We start from the raw sequence: 20,563 nt of genomic DNA on the forward strand, positions 1-20,563 counted from the left end.
GTGTACCCCTGTAGGAGCTGCTGCAGGCTGCGATCTTTTGATCTTAAAGGTTGGCGACTTTCTGCCAGACCTTGGGCTTGAAGAACAGCGTCTCGCCCTTGGCCAGGCCGGTCAGGCTGTCGTGGTCTTTCACCACTTCCGCTTCAATCAGCTCATTCTGGCCTTCGACTTTCAATGTGATTCGCGTGGTCGCACCCAGCGGACGGATATCGCGCACTTGCGCCGCGTGGTGATCCTCCAGCTCAGTGCGTGACAGCGACACTTCGTGAGGACGGAACAGCACGTGATTGTCGTCACCCAGTTGCAGACGGTTCGAATCACCGAGGAAGTGGTACACGAAGTCGCTGGCCGGGTTTTCGTAGACATCGCCCGGTGAGCCGATCTGCTCGATCACACCCTTGTTCATCACCACGATGCGGTCGGCCACTTCCATCGCCTCTTCCTGATCGTGAGTCACGAACACCGAGGTCAGGTTGATGTCTTCGTGCAAACGCGCCAGCCAGCGACGCAGTTCTTTACGAACCTTGGCATCCAGCGCACCGAAGGGTTCGTCGAGCAGCAGGACCTTCGGTTCTACCGCCAAGGCACGGGCCAACGCGATACGCTGACGCTGACCACCGGAAAGTTGCTCCGGGTAGCGATCCGACAGCCAATCCAGTTGCACCATGTTCAGCAGTTCGTGGACTTTGACGGCGATCTGGCTTTCGCTCGGACGCTGGTTTTTCGGCTTCATGCGCAGGCCAAACGCGACGTTGTCGAACACGGTCATATGGCGGAACAAGGCGTAGTGCTGGAACACGAAACCGACGTTGCGATCACGCACGTCGTGGCCGGAAACGTCTTCGCCGTGGAACACGATGCTGCCGGCGTCCGGGGTTTCCAGCCCGGCGATGATCCGCAGCAGTGTGGTTTTGCCACAGCCGGACGGGCCCAGCAACGCCACCAGCTCGCCGCTCTGGATGTTCAGGTTGATGCTGTTCAGCGCCTTGAAGGCGTTGAAGTTCTTGCTGACATTACGGACTTCGATCGACATGACTTATTCCTCCGCGGCGCTGGCGCGCAGGCGGTTAATACGGGACTCGCTCCACTGCTTGAGCAGCAGGATGAAGAGCGCCAGGATCAGCAACAGGCTCGCAACAGCAAACGCGGCGACGTGGTTGTATTCGTTGTAGAGGATCTCGACGTGCAGCGGCAGCGTGTTGGTCACCCCGCGAATGTGCCCGGAAACCACCGACACCGCACCGAACTCACCCATCGCCCGCGCGGTACACAGCACCACGCCGTAGATCAGGCCCCACTTGATGTTCGGCACAGTCACATGCCAGAACATCTGCCAGCCGTTGGCGCCCAGTAACCGTGCGGCTTCCTCTTCTTGGGTGCCCTGTTCCTGCATCAGCGGAATCAGTTCACGCGCCACAAACGGCACGGTGACGAAAATCGTCGCCAGCACGATGCCCGGCAAGGCGAAGATGATCTGGATATCGTGATCCTGTAGCCACGGGCCAAAAATACCCTGGGCGCCGAACATCAGCACATAGACCAGACCCGCGATCACCGGCGACACCGAGAACGGCAAGTCGATCAGGGTCACCAGCATGCTCTTGCCGCGGAACGAGTATTTACTCACGCACCAGGCCGCACTGACGCCGAACACCAGGTTCAACGGGACCGAAATCAGCACTGCAATGACGGTCAGTTTCAGGGCCGACAGAGCATCCGGTTCGAAGATCGCGGTGAAGAACGCGCCCAGGCCGAGCTTCAGGCCCTGGGACACCACGATGAACAGCGGCAGCAACAGAAACAGCGCAAAAATCAGCCAGCCGAGGCCGATCAGGATCCGCCGCGAAACGGCGCTGCCACGGCGGGCAGCATTGGCCGAAGACGCAGCGGTAATAGACGATTGGGACATATTCCGCGCTTCCTTATGGGGTTTCGATGCGCCGCTGCAACAAGTTGATCAGCAGCAACAGGACGAAGGAAACCACCAGCATCAGCACGCCAATGGAGGTAGCGCCGGTGTAGTCGTATTGGTCGAGCTTGACCATGATCAGCAGCGGCAGGATTTCGGTTTTCATCGGCATGTTGCCGGCAATGAAAATCACCGAGCCGTACTCGCCAACACCCCGTGCAAACGCCAGGGCAAAACCGGTCAGCCAGGCCGGCAGCAGGGCGGGAACCAGAATGTAGCGGAACACCTGCAACGGCTTGGCGCCCAGGCACGCGGCGGCCTCTTCGATCTCTCGCGGAATGTCAGCCAGTACCGGCTGCACCGTACGCACCACGAATGGCAGCGTGACGAAGGTCAGCGCCAGGGTGATGCCAAGCGGCGTGTAAGCGATCTTGAACCCCAGGTCCGCGGCGAACTGCCCGACCAGACCGGTCGGTGTGTACAGCGCAGTCAGTGCAATACCGGCCACGGCCGTCGGCAGTGCGAACGGCAGGTCGATCATCGCGTCGATGATCTTGCGTCCGGGGAAGGTGTAACGCACCAGCACCCAGGCCAGCAACGTGCCGATGATGCCGTTGATGATCGCGGCGTACAGCGCGGTGCCGAAACTGAGCTTCAACGCCGCCAGCACCCGTGGCGCCGAGATGATTGCCCAGAACTGATCCCAGGTGAGTTGAGCGGCATGCACGAACATCGCCGCCAGGGGTATGAGCACAATCAGACTGAGGTACACCAAGGTGTAGCCCAGCGTCAGCCCGAAGCCGGGTATGACGGGGGAGATACGACGCGACATAAGAGTCCTTGGTTGAACGCATAAAACCCGAAGGCTGGCTCCGGGCTTTTTGCTGGCTTAATTCAATTTACTGCGCCTGATAGATCTGGTCGAACACGCCACCGTCATTGAAGAATTTCGGTTGGGCGGATTTCCAGCCACCGAAATCCTTGTCGATGCTCACCAGTTCCAGGGTCGGGAACTGTTTGGCGTACTTGGCGGCCACATCCTTGTCACGTGGACGATAGAAGTTTTTCGCGGCGATTTCCTGACCGGCCGAGCTGTACAGGTGCTTGAGGTAGGCTTCGGCGATCTGCTCGTTGCCCTTCTTTTCGGCGTTCTTGTCGACGACCGCGACTGGCGGTTCGGCGAGGATCGACAGCGAAGGTACGACGATGTCGAACTTGTCAGCGCCGCCCTGTTCTTTCAGTGCAAGGAAGGCTTCGTTTTCCCAAGCCAGCAACACGTCACCCTGACCATTGTTGACGAAGGTAATCGTCGAACCGCGAGCGCCGGTGTCCAGTACGGGAACGTGCTTGAACAGGGTCCGCACATATTCTTTGGCCTTGGCTTCATCACCGCCGTTGGCTTTCAGCCCATAGGCCCAGGCCGCGAGGAAGTTCCAGCGCGCACCGCCGGAGGTTTTCGGGTTCGGGGTGATCACTTCAACGCCGTTTTTAGTCAGGTCGCCCCAGTCCTTGATCCCTTTAGGGTTGCCCTTGCGCACCAGGAACACGATGGTCGAGGTGTACGGTGTGCTGGCGTCCGGCAGGCGTTTTTGCCAGTCGGCCGGCAAGGTCTTGCCAAGTTTGGCGATTTCGTCGATGTCACCGGCCAGTGCCAGGGTCACCACATCGGCCCGCAAACCATCAATCACCGCCCGGCCTTGTTTGCCCGAACCACCGTGGGATTGCTGGATCTTCACGTTGTCGCCAGCGTGGTCTTTCTTCCAGAAGTTGATGAACTCGGCGTTGTAGTCCTGATACAGCTCGCGGGTCGGGTCGTACGACACGTTGAGCAACTCGTAATCCTTGGCAACCGCGGAACCGGCAAAAATGGCACTGGCCAGAGCGGCCAAAGCATAACGGCGAATCGACGACATGGTGCAGCTCCTGAATTCTTTTGTGTTGGCTGTTCTTATGGTCTGGAATCGGGTTGCCTGTTCAAAGATCGCAGCCTCCGGCAGCTCCTACGGGAATTAGTGTGTAGGAGCTGCCGAAGGCTGCGATCTTTTGATTTTGTTTCAGCTCGGCTTGTTGCCTGGGCTCTGCAAACGGAATTTCTCTTTGCGTTCGATCTGAACCACCTGGGCGTTGTGCACGGTGATTTCCACTGCCCCAAAGCGTAGATCGCGCAATGCGCTCTGGATCTCGCGCAAAATGGTTGCTTCGTCCTGGCTGTCAACGCTACGTAGAGATGCGCTCATGGTGCTACTCCTTCAATGAGATGTGCCTGGCAGTGGCGGCACTGCTTACGGCGTGAGAGCAATAGTAGATAGGCGCAGATATTCTTAAAAATACTATTTAAGAATGTTTATATAACCTAAATACATTATTTGGCGGGACAAGGGGTTGCACAGGCATTGAGCGCCGAAAATCAAAAGATCGTCCGAACGCGGCCCGAGCCTCCGGCAGCGCCTACACGATCGGTGTAGGAGCTGGCGAAGCCTGCGATCTTTTGGTGTTTAACGAATCACCGGCGCCCGAGCCCAGTCCAGCTCTTGCGCCGGAATCGGTCGGCCAAACCAGTAGCCCTGCCCCAAATCGCAACCCTGCTCGAGCAAAAACGCCGCCTGCTCGACCTGTTCGATGCCTTCAGCCTGCACCCGCATGCCCATGCTTTGCGCAAGGGCGATGATCACTCGAGCGATCGCTGCGTCATCCTCATCCCACGGCAGGCCGGCGACGAAGCCTTGGTCGATCTTGAGTTTCTGCACCGGCAGACGCTTGAGCCGCAGCAGCGACGAATAACCGGTACCGAAGTCATCGATGGCCAGCCGCACACCCAGTTCGCGCAAGCGGTGCATTTGTTCCAGTGCAACCTCAGGATCGTCCATCACCGCGCTTTCGGTCACTTCCAGCTCCAGAAACGCCGGATCCAGTCCCGTGTCATGCAGCACTTGAGCCACCTGCTCAAACAGTTCGCGCCGGGCAAACAGGCGGGTAGAAACGTTCACCGCAATAAACGACAACACCACCCCGGCGCTCTGCCAGGCACACATCTGCTGACAGGCCTGTTGCATCACCCAGGCGTCAATCTCGGCGATCAAGCCGGTGCGCTCGGCAATCGGAATGAACTCACCCGGCGGCACCAACCCGCGCTGCGGATGTTGCCAGCGAACCAGCGCTTCAACGCCGATCAAACGGCTGGTCTTGAGGTCATGCACCGGCTGGTAGTACACCCGCAACTCCTGCTGCTCCAGCGCGCGGCGCAATTCGAACGCCATCTCGACCCGGTGCTGGGCGTGGGCGGTCAACTCCTCGGTGTACAGGGCATAACCGTCGCGCCCCGAACTCTTGGCCTTGAACAGCGCCGAATCAGCATTGCGCAGCAATTGTTCGGCGCTCAGCGCGTCGCTGGGGAACAGGCTGATACCGACACTGGCGTTGATGAACAACGGGTGAGCACCGATGACAAACGGCTCTTTCAGCCCCTCGATGATCCGCTGCGCCAACGCGGCAGCCTGCACCAGTTGCGAACAACTCTCGGCCAGTACGGCAAACTCGTCGCCGCCCAAACGCGCCAACGTAATACCGGGGCCAAACATGCCTTGCAGACGCACCGCCGCAGCTTTGAGCAATTGATCGCCAACGTTATGCCCGAGGCTGTCGTTGATCATCTTGAAATGGTCCAGATCGATCATCAGCAACGCGCATCCGCGCTTGTGGATCTGCGCCGAAGTCAGCGCCTGCTCGACGCGATCGCTGAACAGCAGACGATTGGGCAGGTCGGTCAGCGGGTCGTGGTGCGCCAGATGCGCGAGCTCGTGCTCGGAGTCCTTGATCGCGCTGATATCGGAAAACACCGCTACGTAGTGACTGAGCTGGCTGTGGTCATCGTGAATGACCCGGATGGTCTGCCATTGCGGATAAATTTCACCGCTTTTACGCCGGTTCCAGATCTCGCCGCTCCATTCGCGGGTGCGTTTCAGACTCTGGAACATCGCTTGATAGAAATCCGGTGAATGATGGCCGGACTTGAACAGGCTGGGTCTGTGGCCCAACACCTCTTCGGCCTGATAGCCAGTGATCTCCATGAAGGCTCGATTGACGTGGACGATCAAACCCTGGCGGTCAGTGACCAATACCCCTTCACGGGTGCAATCGAACACCGCCTGCGCTTGGCGTAATCGCGCGCGATCTTCGTTGCGCTGGCGTAATTTGGCGCCTACCCCGAGAAAACACAGCAAATGCGCCCGGACAATGAAGATAAACCCGGCGCTGAGCACCACCCAGACATAACCGTTGATCAGTTGCCATCGCTGAAGGTCAGCTAATTCATCGAATAAATTGTTCAATAAATAACCAGTGAGTTCCAGCCAAACGACGGAAAGTACCAGGTAGAGCAGCGCTGCACGCAAGGCATCGCGATATGAGGCAGACATTCGGGCGTCCATGTCCTTACAAAAAGGTCGGAATTATAGATTAAAGAAACATCCAGCCACTCTTATCTGAAAGGGCGACTGGTTTTATCCGTGTGCTGAGTGATAATGCGCCTGCTATTTTTTTCTTTATCGAGGGCCATACAGCCTATGTGGTACGAAGGTTTACTCGGCTTGTCGCCCTGGCAACTGGTGGCAGTCACCCTGTTAATGACCCACATCACCATCGTGGGCGTCACGGTTTATCTGCATCGTTATTCAGCCCATCGCTCCCTTGAGCTCAATGCCGGCCTGAAACATTTCTTCCGCTTCTGGCTGTGGCTGACCACGGCGCAGAACACCCGCGAGTGGACCGCTATCCACCGCAAGCACCACGCCAAATGCGAAACCGTCGACGACCCGCACAGCCCGGTGATCAAAGGCCTGTCCACGGTCTTGCGCAAAGGTGCCGAGCTGTACCGCGCCGAAGCGGAAAACCCCGAGACGCTGCGCATCTACGGCAAGAACTGCCCCGAAGACTGGATCGAACGCAACCTCTACAGCCGTTATCCGCTGCTGGGCGTGGCGATCATGGGCGTCATCGACCTGCTGCTGTTCGGCACTATCGGTATCACCATCTGGGCGATCCAGATGATGTGGATCCCGGTCTGGGCCGCTGGCGTGGTCAATGGCCTGGGCCATGCCATTGGCTACCGCAACTTCGAATGCCGAGATGCGGCAACCAATCTGGTGCCCTGGGGCATTCTGATCGGCGGTGAAGAACTGCATAACAACCATCACACCTACCCTAACTCGGCAAAACTGTCGGTGAAGAAGTGGGAATTCGACCTCGGCTGGGCGTGGATCCAGGTCTTCAGCTTCCTGCGGCTGGCCAAGGTTCAGCGTGTTGCGCCGATCGCCCACCGTGTCGAAGGCAAAGGCAGCCTGGACATGGACACCGCCATGGCGATCCTCAACAACCGCTTCCAGATCATGGCCCAGTACCGCAAGCTGGTGATCGGCCCATTGGTCAAGCAAGAGCTGGAAAAGGTCGACCATTCGGTTCGCCACCAATTCCATCGCGCCAAGCGCCTGCTCTCGCGAGAAACCAGCCTGCTGGATGATAAGCACCATGTGCGCATCCAGACCATGCTCGAGCACAGCCAGGCGCTGAAGGTAATTTACGAGAAACGTCTGGCCTTGCAGCAGATCTGGATCAAGACCAGCTCAAATGGCCATGACATGCTGGCGGCCATCAAGGACTGGGTCCACGAAGCCGAAGCCAGCGGTATTCAATCGCTGCGCGACTTCGCCAACCAGTTGAAAACCTACTCGCTGCGCCCTGCCTGACACCGCGAGGTATCAAGCCAAGCGCCAGGGCAAGAACCGGATTATTTCGGGGTAAGCCCAAAAGATCGCAGCCTGCGGCAGCTCCTACAGGACCTGCGCTCCACCGCACTCCGGCGTAGGAGCTGCCGCAGGCTGCGATCTTTAGCTTTTGCGCAAACGCATCAGTTCCGGCAGGCCGATTTTGAGCAGGCGCGCCGTTCGACTTTTAGCCAGCTCTTCAACGCCTTCATGCTCGGTCAGGCGTGCGAGTTGCGCTGCCAGATTCATCACCAGTGCTTCACGGGAGTAAACCCCTCCACCGAGCTGATAGACCGCCGCAATCAGCTCTCGCAACTCCAACGGAAGCCGCCAGCGGGTGCGTAACGCCGAACCATAGGCCGCGCCAAATTCAGCCAGCGCCTCGCCGACCTCTTCCAGCTTGTCCAGTGCGCCCCCCGCCTGTATCCACTCCTGCAAGCAACGTAACAGCGCCAGATCGCCGAGGCGATGGAGCATTCCGGCGCAATAGCAACGTTCCTGATCGAGATCGAGCAAGCGTGCCAGGGTCCGCCCGTATTCGGCGGTGTGCAGTGACAGCTTCCAGTAGCGCTCGGCGTAATCGGCCAGGCACGGATCACTTAAATTCGCACTGCGCTTGAGGGCCAGGCCAAGGATCAGGTTCATGCTTTGTCCGGTGCCCAAGCGATGCAAGGCCTGGGACACGGTCTGCACGGTATCGCCAAGGTGCTGCGAGGCGCTGTTGGCGGCGGCGATCAACACGGCGGTGATCTGCGGGTCAGTGCGCACTTCTTCCTCCAGCAGCTTCAGATCGAGGCCATTGGGGTTCAGGCTGCGCTTGACCGCCAGTTGCACGTCAGTGAGCAACGGCGCGCCGTCCGCCAACTCACGCCGACGCTCAAGGAAGGTCGACAAGGTCATGCCAGGTGCCAGCGCCGGGACGTCACAGGAAACCGTCTGACCGGCGCTCAGGAGCAAGTCCTGCAGGCGCTGAGTCAGACCTTCCATGTTCAGGGGCTTGGTCAGATAGGCCGTTGGGGCCAGCGGCAATACCTCGCGCACGCTGGCGCTGTCGTTGCGGCTGCTCATCAAAATGAACGGCAACACCGGGTTACGCCGCCGCTGGCGCACGCTACGCAGCAAGCCCAGGCCATCGACACCGGGAAGCTCCCAATCGGCGATCACCAGGTCGTAGGGATGCTCGCTCAGCAACTCCAGCGCCTGCCGGCCATCGGCGCACAGGTCGAGCCGTGCGTCACAGCGCACGTGCAACAACACTTGCTCGAGCAGGTCTCGAGACCAAGGGTCAGCCTCGGCGATCAGCACTCGCGGTACAGCCGGTAAGTCAACAACTGTCATCAGTTCACTCCGAGGCAATGCCTGCACCTTAGACAATGCTGGCCATTCGATACAGCGCAAAAGCCGCCGAAGTGTTTCAAGAGACCAAAAAAACCCGCCGAAGCGGGTTTTTTGTCGATCAGGTCACACTGGGCAATCAGAGCTCGGAGAAGCACTCTTCGATAATCGCCAGACCTTTGTCCAGTTGCTCGTCCGGCGAAGTCAGCGGTACCAGTACGCGCAATACGTTGCCGTAAGTGCCGCACGACAGCAGGATCAGGCCCTTGTCGCGCGCCTTGGCCACAACTTGGGCGACGGCGGCGGCGTTAGGCTTGTGGCTGTCGCCGTTTTCGAACAGTTCAACCGCGATCATCGCGCCCAGGGCACGTACTTCACCGATCACCGGGTACTTGGCCTGAATGGCTTTGAGGCCAGTCACCAGGCGCTCGCCGACCGCTTTGCAGCGATCCAGCAGGTGCTCTTCTTCAAACACTTCCATCACCGCCAGCGCAGCGGCGCAAGCGATCGGGCTACCGGCGTAAGTGCCGCCCAGGCCGCCTGGAGCGATGGCGTCCATGTATTCAGCCTTGCCGCACACACCGGCCAGCGGGAAGCCGCCAGCGATGGATTTGGCGAAGGTGGTCAGGTCGGCAGCAACACCCATCTGTTCCATGGCGAAGAAGGTGCCGGTACGGCCAGCGCCGGTTTGTACTTCGTCAGCGATCAACAGAATACCGTGCTGGTCGCACAGGGCGCGCAGACGCGTCATGAACGCTTTAGGCGCGACGTAGAAACCACCTTCGCCCTGAACCGGCTCGATGATGATGGCAGCGATGTCACGCGGCTCGGCGTCGTTCTTGAAGATGCGCTCGATGCTGGCGATCGAATCGTCGATGCTCACGCCATGCAGCTCGTTCGGGTACAGCGCGCGGAAGATGCCGCCTGGCATCAGACCCATGCCGGCCGAGTAAGGCACGACTTTACCGGTCAGGCCCAGGGTCATCATGGTGCGACCGTGGTAAGCGCCGGTGAAGGCGATCACGCCGGCACGACCCGTGGCGGCACGGGCGATCTTGATGGCGTTTTCCACAGCTTCGGAGCCGGTGGTCACCAGCAGGGTTTTCTTGGCGAAATCACCAGGAACCTTGGCGTTCACTTTCTCGCACAGTTCTACGTACGGTTCGTAAGCCAATACCTGGAAGCAGGTGTGAGTCAGCTTGTTCAGCTGCGCGGTCACCGCGGCGATAATTTTCGGGTGCAGGTGACCGGTGTTCAGCACGGCGATACCGCCGGCGAAGTCGATGAACTCGCGACCTTCAACGTCGGTCACGGTGGCGTTCTTCGCGGAGTCGGCGAAGATCGGGTGAATCTGGCCAACACCGCGTGGTACAGCGGCTTCGCGGCGTTTCATCAGGGATGCGTTGGTCTTGCTCATAGTGTCCTCATTCGCCGCTCATCGGTCGGCGTGGCTCAAGGAATACGTGGCGGGGAGGCAACTACGGCAGCATGCGATGATCGACTGCCACAGCTTTCCCGGCCACCGAGAAATAACGTTTGAAGCCCGCATAAGGACAGCGCTCTCGTGCCCTTTGCGTTTAATTCCTTACCTGATCAGATGCCCAGGCAGAGGTATTTGATTTCCAGGTAATCTTCGATGCCGTACTTGGAGCCTTCACGGCCCAGGCCCGAGGCCTTGATGCCACCGAACGGCGCGACTTCGTTGGAGATCAACCCGGTGTTGACGCCGACCATGCCATATTCCAGGGCTTCAGCCACACGGAACACACGACCCAGGTCACGCGCATAGAAGTACGAGGCCAGACCGAACTCGGTGTCGTTCGACATCGCGATCACTTCGGCTTCGTCTTTGAAGCGGAACAGTGGCGCCAATGGACCGAAGGTTTCTTCCTTGGCCACCGCAGCATTTTTCGGCACGTTGGTCAGGATGGTCGGTTCGAAGAAGTTGCCTTCCATGACCTTGCCACCGGCCAACAGCGTCGCGCCTTTGCTCAGGGCGTCAGCAATGTGCTCCTGAACCTTGGCCACGGCTTTGCCGTCGATCAGCGGGCCAGTGGTGGTGCCTTCTTCCAGACCGTTGCCGATCTTGAGTTTGGCCACGGCCACTTTGAGTTTTTCAGCGAACGCGTCGTAGATCGAATCCTGAATGTACAGACGGTTGGCGCAGACGCAGGTCTGGCCGTTGTTGCGGTATTTGGAAATGATCGCGCCTTCGACGGCCTTATCCAGGTCCGCGTCGTCAAACACGATGAACGGTGCGTTGCCGCCCAGTTCCAGGGACACTTTCTTGATGTCCTTGGCGCATTCGGCCATCAGCTGACGACCGATTTCAGTCGAGCCGGTGAAGGACAGCTTGCGCACGATCGGGTTGCTGGTCAGCTCGCTGCCGATGTCGCCGGCGCTGCCGGTGACGACGCTCAGCACGCCTTTCGGGATACCGGCACGCTGGGCCAGTTCAGCCAGGGCGAAGGCAGAGAAAGGCGTTTGCGAAGCAGGTTTGAGCACCATGGTGCAGCCGGCGGCCAGTGCCGGGCCGGCTTTACGGGTGATCATGGCAGCCGGGAAGTTCCACGGAGTGATCGCAGCGGTCACGCCGATTGGCTGCTTGATCACGATCAGGCGCTTGTCTGGCTGGTGGCCCGGAATCACGTCACCGTAGACACGCTTGGCTTCTTCGGCGAACCATTCGATGAAGGACGCGGCGTAAACGATTTCGCCCTTGGCTTCAGCCAATGGCTTGCCCTGCTCCAGAGTCATCAGGCGAGCCAGGTCGTCCTGGTTCTCAATGATCAGTTCGAACCAGCGACGCAGCTTGTTCGCGCGGTCCTTGGCGGTCAGTGCACGCCAGGCCGGCAGCGCCTTGTCGGCAGCTTCGATCGCACGGCGGGTTTCGGCAGCGCCCATTTTTGGCACGGTGCCCAGAATTTCGCCCGTTGCCGGGTTGGTGACGTTGATCGTCTGACCATTGTCCGCATCGACCCAGTCGCCATCAATGAAGGCTTGCTGGCGGAACAACAGGGTGTCTTTAAGCTGCATGTGGGCTTTTCCTTAACAGCACCGCGTGAGCGGAGCGAATTATTAATTGTTGGAAGGCGCCATGACAGGCTGCCGTCAGGAAATTCATTCACCGGGCCGAAGCACATAAATAGCGCACTGGTTAAACACGTGCGGTTCAGCACCCAGACAAGAGCGTTTGAAATCTCAAACGAATCCTAGGATCAAAGGGGGTAAAGGACAATAGCCTGTTCGAAAAAAAGAACGAAAACGCCGCATTTGCCCTGTTTATCTGATCAACGTAGCAAACGCCCGCTCGCGGGCGCGAAACATCAGGCTATTCAGCAGCATGGACGCCCGCGGTGCATATGAGTATCATGGCGCCCGCATTGCACCAGTAGCTCAGCTGGATAGAGTACTGCCCTCCGAAGGCAGGGGTCGTGGGTTCGAATCCCGCCTGGTGCACCATCTTCTTTCCCTTGTATGACAAGGGAGCAGCGCCCTTGGCAGAAACCTGTCCTGGTCCTGAAAGTCGTTAAGGCAGGGTTTGCCATACCGCCAGTACCTGGCGATTACACCCGCCGCGCGCCAGTTGCTTCACTTCCTCTGCGTTACCTACCGTCCTTGCTCAGGGCAAGCCCCGAGCCCCCGACATCGCGAATGCGATCGTCATGTCACTCATGCCTCCATCGTTTACGCGCATGCAGATAGGCAGCCAGGTCCCCGTAGCCCAGTTGACTGGCAATTTGCGCGCGGTTCTCACCCAGAAACTCAAGATGCTGCTCCAGCTCGGCTCTCACCAGGTCCAGCAGCAGGCGGAACGTCATGCCTTGCTCTCCCATGCGACGACGCAGGGTACGCGGACTCTGGTGTAGCGCCTCTGCCTGATTTTCCAGGCTGGGCACCACGCCGCGCGCCAGGCTTTGTCGCATGCCGGCCGCTACTTTTCCGGTCCAGCCGTTGAGTTGGAGATGCCGTGCGATCCGTCGGTCCATCTCACTGCGCAACAACTCCGCCATCCCGTCGTGTCGCGTCAGCAAGGGTAACCGCAAGATGGCCTGGTCGAAATACAGGCAGTTATGCGCGCTCTCAAACACGATGTTATCCCCAAACCATCGGGCGTATTCGGCGTGGTAGATCGGCCGCGGATGGGCGAAGTGAGCCAGCACCGGCTGGACAGGTTCGCCCGTGGCTTTGCGCAGTTGGGTCACGGCCATCACGCAGTAATGTTCCACCACGTAGCGGGCCAGTTTGACGGGGGCGTCGATACGCAGCTCTACGCCCAGGCCATGGGCATCGCTGATCAGTTTGACGCTGTCCATGTCCGAGGCCAGCCCTGCATAGTCACCCCAGCACTGAATAGCTGCGCTGACGTCCGGGCAATACGTACAGATGTACGTCAGCACGTGGCAGTCCTGCGGGGTGAACCCGGCGAAAAGGTGCAAGCCAATGGCGGGATCTTGTTGTGCCGCCGCCGTCCACAATTGCTCAAGCTCAAGCAGGCTGTAATCGCGCCGGTTACTGCGTGTCTGCTTATGCAGTACACGTTCCAGGACCTGTCCGAGCTGACCCCGATGAAAGCGACGGGCTGGCTGATTGGCCTCTTCTCGAGTGATTTTGTCCATTTCGCACATGTTGTCCGGAAGGCACATGGTTTCTTATTGCTCAGGCAATGCCCAAGTCGGGCCTGACTCGAGATTGCCATGAATACAATAATGCTCGTCAACAATCCAATTCTGGTCGTCGCCGGGATTTTTCTGGGTTTCATCCTGCTGGAAATTGCGTGTGCCTGTTTCCGCCAACCCAAAGGTCAGCGTCGCGATACGCTGATCGAGGTCATCGGTTCGTCGCTCCTGCTGGGTGTCACCTTTCCATTGGTGATGTTCCTCAGCAACCTGTTGCTTGGCGGTCTGGCCCCTCAACTCAAGAACAGCCTGGCCAACCTTCACTGGGTGGCGGGCCTCGGGTTGTTTCTGGTGTTCGATGACTTGACCCAGTACTGGTGGCATCGCCTGACCCATCGACTGCCGTTTCTCTATGCCCTGCATCGTGCTCACCATTCGGCGCCCTACATGAGCATTCGCATCGTTTACCGAAACAACAGCTTTTACTACCTGCTGATGCCAGGCATCTGGCTGGCCGGAGCAATCATCTACCTGGGCCTGGCACCGGTTTACTACGGTTACTTGATCGTCAAGATGACGGTGATCTTCGCTGCGCACAGCAGCGTCGCCTGGGATGAAAAACTCTACCGCATTCCGGCCTTGCGTCCGCTGATGTGGGTCCTCGAACGGACCATTTCGACCCCTCCACCCATGCGGCCCATCATGGTTTGAACGCCAAAGACGGCGTGACCCACTACAAGGGGAACTTCGGCAACCTGCTGTTTTTCTGGGACGTGCTGTTCGGTACAGCCAAGATCACTCGGCAGCGTCCCTCAACCTATGGCATTGAGGATTTGCATCCGGTGACGTGGCAGCAAGAGCTGTTCTGGCCGGTGGTTCGTTCGCCAAAACGAGTGCGGCAAGGCGATCTCAAGCAAGAGAAAAAAGCGCACTCAATATCGTCTGGGTCTTGAGTTCGGAATTTGCTTCAGATGCAAGGAATGAGGTTCACCTGTCGACCTCTTGAGAAAAATAGTCGGCTACACGCCTCTGTGTCACGCGTTCTGCTTTACCAATCTCAGTCATTTGAGCACTTCCCAGTGTCCGCTTTTCGTTGGGCCCACATGCCGGATCACCCCGGCTGCCCGCAGTTTGTCCAGATGATATTTGACGCCATCAGGGCTCAGGCCGAGTTGTTTCGCCAGCTCGCGCCGGGTGGTCGTCGGCTGCTGACGCAACACAGCCACGATCTGCCCTTGCACCGTTTTCTGGGTAGTTTCTTGGGTAGTCAGTGATTTGTCCGCAAACAGCGGTCGTGCTGCATCCCCGAAAGCCTCAACCAGCTGCGCAGGATCGGCTCGGAAGGTGAGCATCAGCCCCGACAGACTGCTGTCAAACAGTGGCGGCGGAATGTCGTGCTTGCGGCACTCACTGAGGATTTACTCGATGCCCCGGCCCCAGGACTCCACGTAGCCGGCGCGGAAAAACGCCGAAGCCAGCAGCGGGTTGAACGGGTGCGAAACCCTTGCAGCGCGGCGGGCGGGCAGTCATCGAGGGTGAGGCCAGGCAGCGGCACGCCGGCATCGTTGCGACCAATTTCCAGCACGTCACCCTTGGCATTGGCGAAACCGCATATCCATTTCAGATATTCGTCGCGCCACACGGCCTTCCATTCCCGCTGCTGGTGTTCGCTCATACCAATCGAATCCTTCCGGTGAGGAGTTCTTGCATCATGCTTTGTTTGAGATGGCGCTTTTTGTCACGTAGCTGCTGAATGCTGCAGCTCCTCTCGCACCATCGCGGAGAACAACAGCTGCCTCACGAACGGTTTTCCGCAGCCTGCAACCGATCCAGAAGCCGTTGATAAGCCGCTTGGGGTAATAGATAGGCCGCTGGGCGGTTATGATTGAGCACTGCGACGGGCTCAGACCCTGCCTGCTCGATCACGGTGCTCGGGCTGCGCTTGAGTTCCGTGATGCTGACTGAGCGGCTAGCGAGTAGTTGCTCCATGAGCAGGCTCCAAGGTACTTAAAAAGGTACCTGGTAGTGCTCAATTTATAGCGCAAGGGTCAACGCACATCTGACCAACTGCCAGCCATACCAAGGGACCGATTTGCACATCGCGCCGGAGTAAAAGCGCGACGCTGTATCGGGCACCCTATTTAACCGATAAGGATTGGCTGACGGCCAACTGAGTGATTTTTGCACGGACGTTTTTTAATAGTACTCATCGCATTGGGCCTGTTGGCAGGCTGCTCAACGACACCGCCCAGAGAGCAAAGCAACCTTTGCAGCATCTACCGCCAATACCCGGCCTGGTACAAAGATTCGCTGAAAATGGAGAAAGCCTGGGGCCTGCCGCCCCATGTGGCGATGGCGATCATCAAGCAGGAAAGCAGCTTTGTGCACGATGCCCTTCCGCCTCGCGACTATTTGCTGTGGGTCATTCCCTGGGGACGGGTCAGCTCGGCGTATGGCTATGCCCAGGCGCAAGATCCGGTGTGGGGCGAGTACAAGAGTGCGACCGGCAACGGTGGTTCGCGTGACAACTTTGACGACGCGATCATGTTCGTTGGCTGGTACGTCGCCGGCACTCAGCGCCAGTTGGGGGTTTCCAAGTGGGATGCCTACAGCCAGTACCTTGCCTACCATGAAGGACGTGGCGGGTTCAGTCGCCAGAGCTACCTACAGAAACCCTGGTTGATGCAAGTGGCGCGCAAGGTCGAGCAGCAGGCGAAAGATTATGGCTGGCAACTCAGGCAGTGCAGGACAGAATTAGAGAGCAACCGCAGCTGGTGGTAGTCATGCCTTGGATGACTTCTCATCCACGATGTCCACCTCGGCAGGTTCCTCCTCGTCGTCATCCTCTTCATCGTCATCAAGAAGAAAGTCCTTGCGAGCTTCAGTAATCGCCCGGCGCATTTCTTCGCCCTTGATCGGGCAGTTGAGCATTTGGGCAATGCGGTCGATTCGTTGTGTCACGGCTGGCCTCCAACGCACCAGTAATTGGCTTGATAGTGCTCGCTTTCAACGAACGACGCCAATGCCCTGAACACTCAGACCGCAATCCCTGCGCAAAACTTCACATCAGCGGTGCCCGATCAACGTTGCCCGCCGAGAGCATCGCCTGCTGTTCCGCCAGCGATGCTGGCGCAAGCAGCTGCTTTTGCGTGTGTGGATCGATGCGCAGGAAGCGCGTGACCACGTTGCTGACGTCGCCGGCCTCGTCATTGTGAATGACCAGAATCCCCGGATGACGGAGCTGTACCAGCCGTTCGCCGGTCAGCTTGAAACTCTGCTTCAAGCCATCGTCGTCGACCACCGGTGCCGGCATGCGTCGCTTGGCGAAGCCTTTGCTTTTGCGCTGCTGGTAACGCGCCCAGCCGATCAGGATCACCGCGTTGAGCAGCGCCACCCACAGGTAGATTTGCAGCGTGCCGAGGGCGTCGAGCATCGACGATTCAACACGCTGCCCCTCTTGGGGATCGAGCAACGGCCAGAGGCCGCGCACCAGCAGATACAGCAAGCCGATCCAGGCCAGCACGGTGAAAAAAGCGTCGATGACCACCAGGAATGGCCGTTGACGGGTTCTGATGATGTTCATTGACCGATTGCCTCTTCATCGTCGTCCAGCGGTTTGATGCCACGGTCGGGACTGACCCAGCGCGCGCGTTTCTGGTGTTGGCCAAACAGCACTTTGGGGAAGCTGACCAAAGTGGTGAGCAGGCTGATGAACCAGAACACCAGCGGGTACCAGACCACCCAGAACATGGTTTTCCACAGCCCGCGCTCGTAGCGACGGTCGATCAGGATGCTGACCGCGAATTGCAGCAGGCAGACCATCGCCAGCAACAGCCCGGTGAAGGCCGGCGGCAGCAGGTGGTGCACGGCGATGGCGGCCGGCATGTCGACGAACTTGCCCACGCCCCAGAAAATCACCGACAGCAAAAAGGTGAAGGCCCAACCGGTGGACAGGCAGTACTCGAACAGCAAGGGCCAGAGGTAGCGATGGCGGTACTGCCAGATGCCGCGGATGTTTTTGAACAGCACCTCGGCGCCGCCCTGGGCCCAGCGCAGACGCTGCTTCCACAACCCGGACAGGGTTTCCGGCATCAGAATCCAGCACAGCGCGCGCGGCTCGTAGAAGATGCTCCAGTGATCCAGCTGCAGCTTCCAGCTGATGTCGATGTCTTCGGTGATCATGTCCGGGCTCCAATACCCGACCCGATTCAGCGCCGAACGACGGAACGCCACGATCACCCCGGACACGGTGAAAATCCGCCCAAAGACTCGCTGAGTGCGTTTGATCAAACCAATGATCGAAGAAAACTCGCCGACCTGAACACGCCCGACCAAGGTCGAACGGGTTCGAATCCGTGGGTTGCCCGTCACCGCGCCGAGCCGGGCGTTGTCGAGCATCGGCGCCACCAGATAGGCGGCGGTGTTCGGCGCGAGTAACGCATCACCGTCAATGCACACCAGGTATTCGCTGCGTGCGGCAATGGCGCCCATGCGCAACGCCACCGCTTTGCCCTGGTTTTCCGCCAGGTGCAGCACCCGCAGGCGCGGATCCTCGGCAGCGAGGGCATCGAGGACAGCCGCAGTGTTGTCCTTGGAGCCGTCATTGATCGCGATCACTTCAATATTCGGGTAATGCTGGTCCAGCGCTGCGTGAATGGTATCGGCCGCGTTATCGCCCTCGTTGTAGCAAGGAATCAGGATCGAAATCAGCGGTTCGCCCGCCAGCGGTGGCGGCAGCGTGTCGTCCTTCCACGGCCAGTGGCGCTCCCAGTGCAGCCAGAAATACAGGCCACCGGCGATCCACAGTCCGGACATGAACAGCGGATAGAAAAACACGAAGTCCATCAGAAATTGCCCGGTGACCAGGAAGATCACGCCCAGGGGAATCCCCAGCACGATCGCCAGAACCAGCAGGGCCAGCAGTCTATCCAGCATGTCAGGGATTCCACTTGTTGGAGAGTGCGGGACGCACGGTTTTCAGGTCCGGCTGGTTCTCGAGAAAGTTGTCCGGGTAGTAGCCGAAACTGGTCGCGCCCTGACGTTTGAGGCGACCCATCCAGTCCGCCAGTTGCTCGCCGTTCAGATCGAAGGCGGCGTCCTTGCGGGTCCAGTCGCGGGCCTGCAGTTCGAACACTGTGCGGTCCAGCGCACCGGGGCGGGATCGGACTGTCGCCACCAGCGCTTCGAGCCAGGCACCGGATTGCTCGCGGCTCTTGCCTTCCATCAGCGGCATGGCCATCGGAGCGGTCCAGTCGTAGGCGCCGAGGAAGTCGTCGAGGTTCTGCGCAAACCAGGCTTCGCTGGACGGGTTGAGCATCGGTTCGGCGAACAGGTTGCGGGCGGTCTGCACCTGTGGCCCGCGGATGGCGCGGACTTTGGCGGTCAACTCGTGGGTGAAGTCGATCAGGTAGCGACTCTTGAAACGGCTCCAGCGTTGCAGCGTCGCCGGATCGCCACGCAAGGCGGCCATCGAGTCAGGCAAGCCGTTCGCGGCGTAGACCTTCAACGCCTGCGGGCTGGCGTCTTCGAAATCCGAGAGCAGCGCATCGTCGTGGTAAAGGATGCCGTCGACCGAGGTCAGGCGCGCCATGTCTTCGTAAATCTCACCGATGATCCGCCGCACGTTCGGGTCGAACGGCGACAGGCGTCGGTACTGGCCGGGGTCAACCGAGGTCCGGCCGCTGTCCGGGCTCCAGCGCGTCACGCGTGGCAAGGCCGGATCCAGCGCGAAACTGAGCACCGGCATCCAGGCAAAGACTTTGACGTGGGCCCGAGTGCGCAGCTGCCAGGCGACGCGGTCGAAAATGTCGGCGCGCACCGGCAAGTGGCGGTTGGGAAAATACAAGGAGTGCACCAGCCCGTCGCCCTTGGGGTCGGCGAAGGCTTGCAGGAACACCGTGTTGGCGCCCATGTCGGCCATGCGCTGGATCAGCTTGCCGAGGTTGATGTCCTGTTGCGCCGGATCCGGGTCGTAAACGTTATCCAGGTCAACGTGCACCACGCGCATCGGCGCGTCGGATTGCACCGCAACGATGCTGTTGGCGAAATGCGCGCCATCCGGATCGGAGGCCACCAGAAAACGCGGGCTGCTCATCAGGTTGTTCAGCGAATCGAGGCCGTCGTCGAGGGTCAGGGCCATCTGATAGCCCTCGGAACCGGTGACCTGCAACGCGGTGCCATCCGCCGCGCCATAAGGCCAGACCCACACACGCGGGTTATAGCCGGTGGCCTTGCGGATTTTTTCGGTGATGGTAACCACGTCCTTGCGCAGACGCGCCTGGAAGTCGGCTTCAGACTCGTAGCGCCCGGTCGCCGCGTCATAACGACGGGTCGCCGCCGCAGGTTCCAGGTTACCTTGCGGGTTGGCCAGAATGCCCTTGTGGCTGGCGTCGGTGTGAGCGGCGATTTCCACCAGGCCGGACTTCGAGACTTCAGTGATCTGCGCCCACGTCAGAAAGTCCGAACGCGGGCGCGGGGTGCCCGCGAAGTCCACGGGTTTATCCAGCGGCGTATCGATCCAGACACCGACCGGCGCCAACAAGGCGTGCCAGTTATAGGCACGCAGCACCGGCATGACGCGGGTATAGAAGCTCGAATAACCGTCGTCGAAGCTCAGCAGAATGGCCTTGGGCGGCAGCTCCGGGCCGCCGTTGCGCGCGGCCATGATCTGGTCGACGGTGACGGCTGTGTAGCCGTTCTCGCGCAGCCAGGCAAGTTGCTCGATCAGCCGCTCGGTGCGCACGGCAACCACGGCCTGATCGGGGTCGCGATCTTCAATATCGTGGTAGGCAATGCCCAGCACATGGTTTTTTGGCCAGGGCTTTTCATTGGCCGGGACCGGTCGCTGTGACGGCGGCATGAAGGCTGGGGCTTGCTGGGCGCAAGCGGTGAGCAGCAAGACGCTCAACAGCAGGATGCAGCGTGTGATTCCAGACATGATC

General features: G+C 59.4%; 19 protein-coding genes, 1 tRNA gene and 1 pseudogene. 4 read left to right on the forward strand and 17 right to left on the reverse strand.

Going from position 1 to position 20,563, the window contains the following annotated elements:
- Positions 1-43 precede the first annotated feature (43 nt).
- The 6 genes from BLL42_RS13165 to dibA all read right to left on the reverse strand — a co-directional run bounded on the left by BLL42_RS13165 (position 44) and on the right by dibA (position 6,324).
- Entirely contained in the window at positions 44-1,033 is a 990-nt protein-coding gene (locus BLL42_RS13165) for a sulfate/molybdate ABC transporter ATP-binding protein (protein ID WP_071552488.1), read from the reverse strand.
- A gap of 3 nt (positions 1,034-1,036) precedes the next feature.
- A complete protein-coding gene (cysW, locus tag BLL42_RS13170) occupies positions 1,037-1,909 on the reverse strand; it encodes a sulfate ABC transporter permease subunit CysW (RefSeq protein ID WP_071552489.1) in 873 nt (290 codons plus the stop codon).
- Positions 1,910-1,922: 13 nt separating this feature from the next.
- Complete coding sequence (gene cysT, locus BLL42_RS13175; protein WP_019691172.1) at positions 1,923-2,741, reverse strand: sulfate ABC transporter permease subunit CysT; 819 nt, start codon at positions 2,739-2,741, stop codon at positions 1,923-1,925.
- Between the two features lie 67 nt (positions 2,742-2,808).
- The gene (locus tag BLL42_RS13180; protein ID WP_071552490.1) at positions 2,809-3,822 is read right to left on the reverse strand and encodes a sulfate ABC transporter substrate-binding protein; all 1,014 of its coding nucleotides are present in this window, start codon (positions 3,820-3,822) and stop codon (positions 2,809-2,811) included.
- Between the two features lie 141 nt (positions 3,823-3,963).
- Positions 3,964-4,146 (reverse strand): sulfur starvation response protein OscA, encoded by a 183-nt coding sequence (gene oscA, locus BLL42_RS13185; protein ID WP_071552491.1) that lies wholly within the window; start codon positions 4,144-4,146, stop codon positions 3,964-3,966.
- 258 nt (positions 4,147-4,404) lie between these two features.
- Positions 4,405-6,324, reverse strand: a complete 1,920-nt coding sequence (gene dibA, locus BLL42_RS13190; protein WP_071552492.1) for a phosphodiesterase DibA — start codon at positions 6,322-6,324, stop codon at positions 4,405-4,407.
- Between the two features lie 147 nt (positions 6,325-6,471).
- Here dibA and desA point away from each other — a divergent pair, with 147 nt between their 5' ends.
- A complete protein-coding gene (desA, locus tag BLL42_RS13195; RefSeq protein WP_071552493.1) occupies positions 6,472-7,650 on the forward strand; it encodes a delta-9 fatty acid desaturase DesA in 1,179 nt (392 codons plus the stop codon).
- A gap of 141 nt (positions 7,651-7,791) precedes the next feature.
- Here desA and BLL42_RS13200 read toward each other — a convergent pair whose 3' ends face one another.
- The 3 genes from BLL42_RS13200 to gabD form a co-directional block, all read right to left on the reverse strand.
- Positions 7,792-9,006, reverse strand: coding sequence for a response regulator (locus BLL42_RS13200; RefSeq protein WP_071552494.1), 1,215 nt, complete (start codon positions 9,004-9,006; stop codon positions 7,792-7,794).
- A 136-nt stretch (positions 9,007-9,142) separates the two neighbouring features.
- Positions 9,143-10,420 (reverse strand): 4-aminobutyrate--2-oxoglutarate transaminase, encoded by a 1,278-nt coding sequence (gabT, locus tag BLL42_RS13205; RefSeq protein ID WP_071552495.1) that lies wholly within the window; start codon positions 10,418-10,420, stop codon positions 9,143-9,145.
- 176 nt (positions 10,421-10,596) lie between these two features.
- Positions 10,597-12,039, reverse strand: a complete 1,443-nt coding sequence (gene gabD / locus BLL42_RS13210; RefSeq protein WP_071552496.1) for an NADP-dependent succinate-semialdehyde dehydrogenase — start codon at positions 12,037-12,039, stop codon at positions 10,597-10,599.
- A 349-nt stretch (positions 12,040-12,388) separates the two neighbouring features.
- Here gabD and BLL42_RS13215 point away from each other — a divergent pair.
- A tRNA-Arg gene (locus tag BLL42_RS13215) sits at positions 12,389-12,465 on the forward strand.
- Between the two features lie 206 nt (positions 12,466-12,671).
- On the opposite strand, the gene BLL42_RS13220 is transcribed toward BLL42_RS13215, so the two are convergent.
- Positions 12,672-13,631 (reverse strand): AraC family transcriptional regulator ligand-binding domain-containing protein, encoded by a 960-nt coding sequence (locus BLL42_RS13220; RefSeq protein WP_071555754.1) that lies wholly within the window; start codon positions 13,629-13,631, stop codon positions 12,672-12,674.
- A 69-nt stretch (positions 13,632-13,700) separates the two neighbouring features.
- Here BLL42_RS13220 and BLL42_RS13225 point away from each other — a divergent pair.
- Positions 13,701-14,575 (forward strand): annotated as a pseudogene (locus BLL42_RS13225) (sterol desaturase family protein).
- 108 nt (positions 14,576-14,683) lie between these two features.
- Here the strand turns inward: BLL42_RS13225 and BLL42_RS13230 are convergent.
- From BLL42_RS13230 to BLL42_RS29650, 3 genes are all read right to left on the reverse strand, one after another.
- Positions 14,684-14,974 (reverse strand): winged helix-turn-helix domain-containing protein, encoded by a 291-nt coding sequence (locus BLL42_RS13230; RefSeq protein ID WP_071552497.1) that lies wholly within the window; start codon positions 14,972-14,974, stop codon positions 14,684-14,686.
- Positions 14,974-15,297: an AlbA family DNA-binding domain-containing protein gene (locus tag BLL42_RS30255; RefSeq protein WP_071552498.1), complete on the reverse strand. Its 324-nt coding sequence runs from the start codon at positions 15,295-15,297 to the stop codon at positions 14,974-14,976. The genes BLL42_RS13230 and BLL42_RS30255 overlap by 1 nt, the downstream gene beginning before the upstream one ends.
- Positions 15,298-15,419: 122 nt before the next feature.
- Positions 15,420-15,611 (reverse strand): type II toxin-antitoxin system prevent-host-death family antitoxin, encoded by a 192-nt coding sequence (locus BLL42_RS29650; RefSeq protein WP_236721986.1) that lies wholly within the window; start codon positions 15,609-15,611, stop codon positions 15,420-15,422.
- Between the two features lie 192 nt (positions 15,612-15,803).
- Here BLL42_RS29650 and BLL42_RS13245 point away from each other — a divergent pair, with 192 nt between their 5' ends.
- Complete coding sequence (locus BLL42_RS13245; protein WP_071552499.1) at positions 15,804-16,403, forward strand: transglycosylase SLT domain-containing protein; 600 nt, start codon at positions 15,804-15,806, stop codon at positions 16,401-16,403.
- Here the strand turns inward: BLL42_RS13245 and BLL42_RS13250 are convergent, their stop codons facing one another.
- The 4 genes from BLL42_RS13250 to pgaB all read right to left on the reverse strand — a co-directional run bounded on the left by BLL42_RS13250 (position 16,404) and on the right by pgaB (position 20,559).
- Positions 16,404-16,583 carry a hypothetical protein gene (locus BLL42_RS13250; protein ID WP_071552500.1) on the reverse strand — a complete coding sequence of 60 codons (180 nt, stop codon included), beginning with the start codon at positions 16,581-16,583 and terminating at the stop codon, positions 16,404-16,406. It abuts the gene before it with no gap.
- Between the two features lie 100 nt (positions 16,584-16,683).
- Positions 16,684-17,205, reverse strand: a complete 522-nt coding sequence (pgaD, locus tag BLL42_RS13255; protein ID WP_071552501.1) for a poly-beta-1,6-N-acetyl-D-glucosamine biosynthesis protein PgaD — start codon at positions 17,203-17,205, stop codon at positions 16,684-16,686.
- The gene (gene pgaC, locus BLL42_RS13260; RefSeq protein WP_071552502.1) at positions 17,202-18,557 is read right to left on the reverse strand and encodes a poly-beta-1,6-N-acetyl-D-glucosamine synthase; all 1,356 of its coding nucleotides are present in this window, start codon (positions 18,555-18,557) and stop codon (positions 17,202-17,204) included. Before pgaC ends, pgaD begins: the two co-directional genes overlap by 4 nt.
- A gap of 1 nt (position 18,558) precedes the next feature.
- Complete coding sequence (pgaB, locus tag BLL42_RS13265) at positions 18,559-20,559, reverse strand: poly-beta-1,6-N-acetyl-D-glucosamine N-deacetylase PgaB (RefSeq protein WP_071552503.1); 2,001 nt, start codon at positions 20,557-20,559, stop codon at positions 18,559-18,561.
- Positions 20,560-20,563 lie beyond the last annotated feature (4 nt).

This window comes from Pseudomonas frederiksbergensis, from assembly GCF_001874645.1.
Lineage (GTDB): Bacteria > Pseudomonadota > Gammaproteobacteria > Pseudomonadales > Pseudomonadaceae > Aquipseudomonas > Aquipseudomonas frederiksbergensis_B.

Excerpts from the sequence above, each read along its gene's own strand:
- pgaC (WP_071552502.1), bottom strand. The coding sequence starts at position 18,557 with ATGCTGGATAGACTGCTGGCCCTGCTGGTTCTGGCGATCGTGCTGGGG.
- BLL42_RS13220 (WP_071555754.1), bottom strand. The coding sequence starts at position 13,631 with ATGTGCGAAATGGACAAAATCACTCGAGAAGAGGCCAATCAGCCAGCC.
- oscA (WP_071552491.1), bottom strand. The coding sequence starts at position 4,146 with ATGAGCGCATCTCTACGTAGCGTTGACAGCCAGGACGAAGCAACCATT.
- gabT (WP_071552495.1), bottom strand. The coding sequence starts at position 10,420 with ATGAGCAAGACCAACGCATCCCTGATGAAACGCCGCGAAGCCGCTGTA.
- gabD (WP_071552496.1), bottom strand. The coding sequence starts at position 12,039 with ATGCAGCTTAAAGACACCCTGTTGTTCCGCCAGCAAGCCTTCATTGAT.
- cysT (WP_019691172.1), bottom strand. The coding sequence starts at position 2,741 with ATGTCGCGTCGTATCTCCCCCGTCATACCCGGCTTCGGGCTGACGCTG.
- pgaB (WP_071552503.1), bottom strand. The coding sequence starts at position 20,559 with ATGTCTGGAATCACACGCTGCATCCTGCTGTTGAGCGTCTTGCTGCTC.
- BLL42_RS13180 (WP_071552490.1), bottom strand. The coding sequence starts at position 3,822 with ATGTCGTCGATTCGCCGTTATGCTTTGGCCGCTCTGGCCAGTGCCATT.
- dibA (WP_071552492.1), bottom strand. The coding sequence starts at position 6,324 with ATGTCTGCCTCATATCGCGATGCCTTGCGTGCAGCGCTGCTCTACCTG.
- cysW (WP_071552489.1), bottom strand. The coding sequence starts at position 1,909 with ATGTCCCAATCGTCTATTACCGCTGCGTCTTCGGCCAATGCTGCCCGC.
- pgaD (WP_071552501.1), bottom strand. The coding sequence starts at position 17,205 with ATGAACATCATCAGAACCCGTCAACGGCCATTCCTGGTGGTCATCGAC.
- BLL42_RS13200 (WP_071552494.1), bottom strand. The coding sequence starts at position 9,006 with ATGACAGTTGTTGACTTACCGGCTGTACCGCGAGTGCTGATCGCCGAG.
- BLL42_RS13230 (WP_071552497.1), bottom strand. The coding sequence starts at position 14,974 with ATGCTCACCTTCCGAGCCGATCCTGCGCAGCTGGTTGAGGCTTTCGGG.
- BLL42_RS13165 (WP_071552488.1), bottom strand. The coding sequence starts at position 1,033 with ATGTCGATCGAAGTCCGTAATGTCAGCAAGAACTTCAACGCCTTCAAG.
- BLL42_RS29650 (WP_236721986.1), bottom strand. The coding sequence starts at position 15,611 with ATGGAGCAACTACTCGCTAGCCGCTCAGTCAGCATCACGGAACTCAAG.
- BLL42_RS30255 (WP_071552498.1), bottom strand. The coding sequence starts at position 15,297 with ATGAGCGAACACCAGCAGCGGGAATGGAAGGCCGTGTGGCGCGACGAA.
- desA (WP_071552493.1), top strand. The coding sequence starts at position 6,472 with ATGTGGTACGAAGGTTTACTCGGCTTGTCGCCCTGGCAACTGGTGGCA.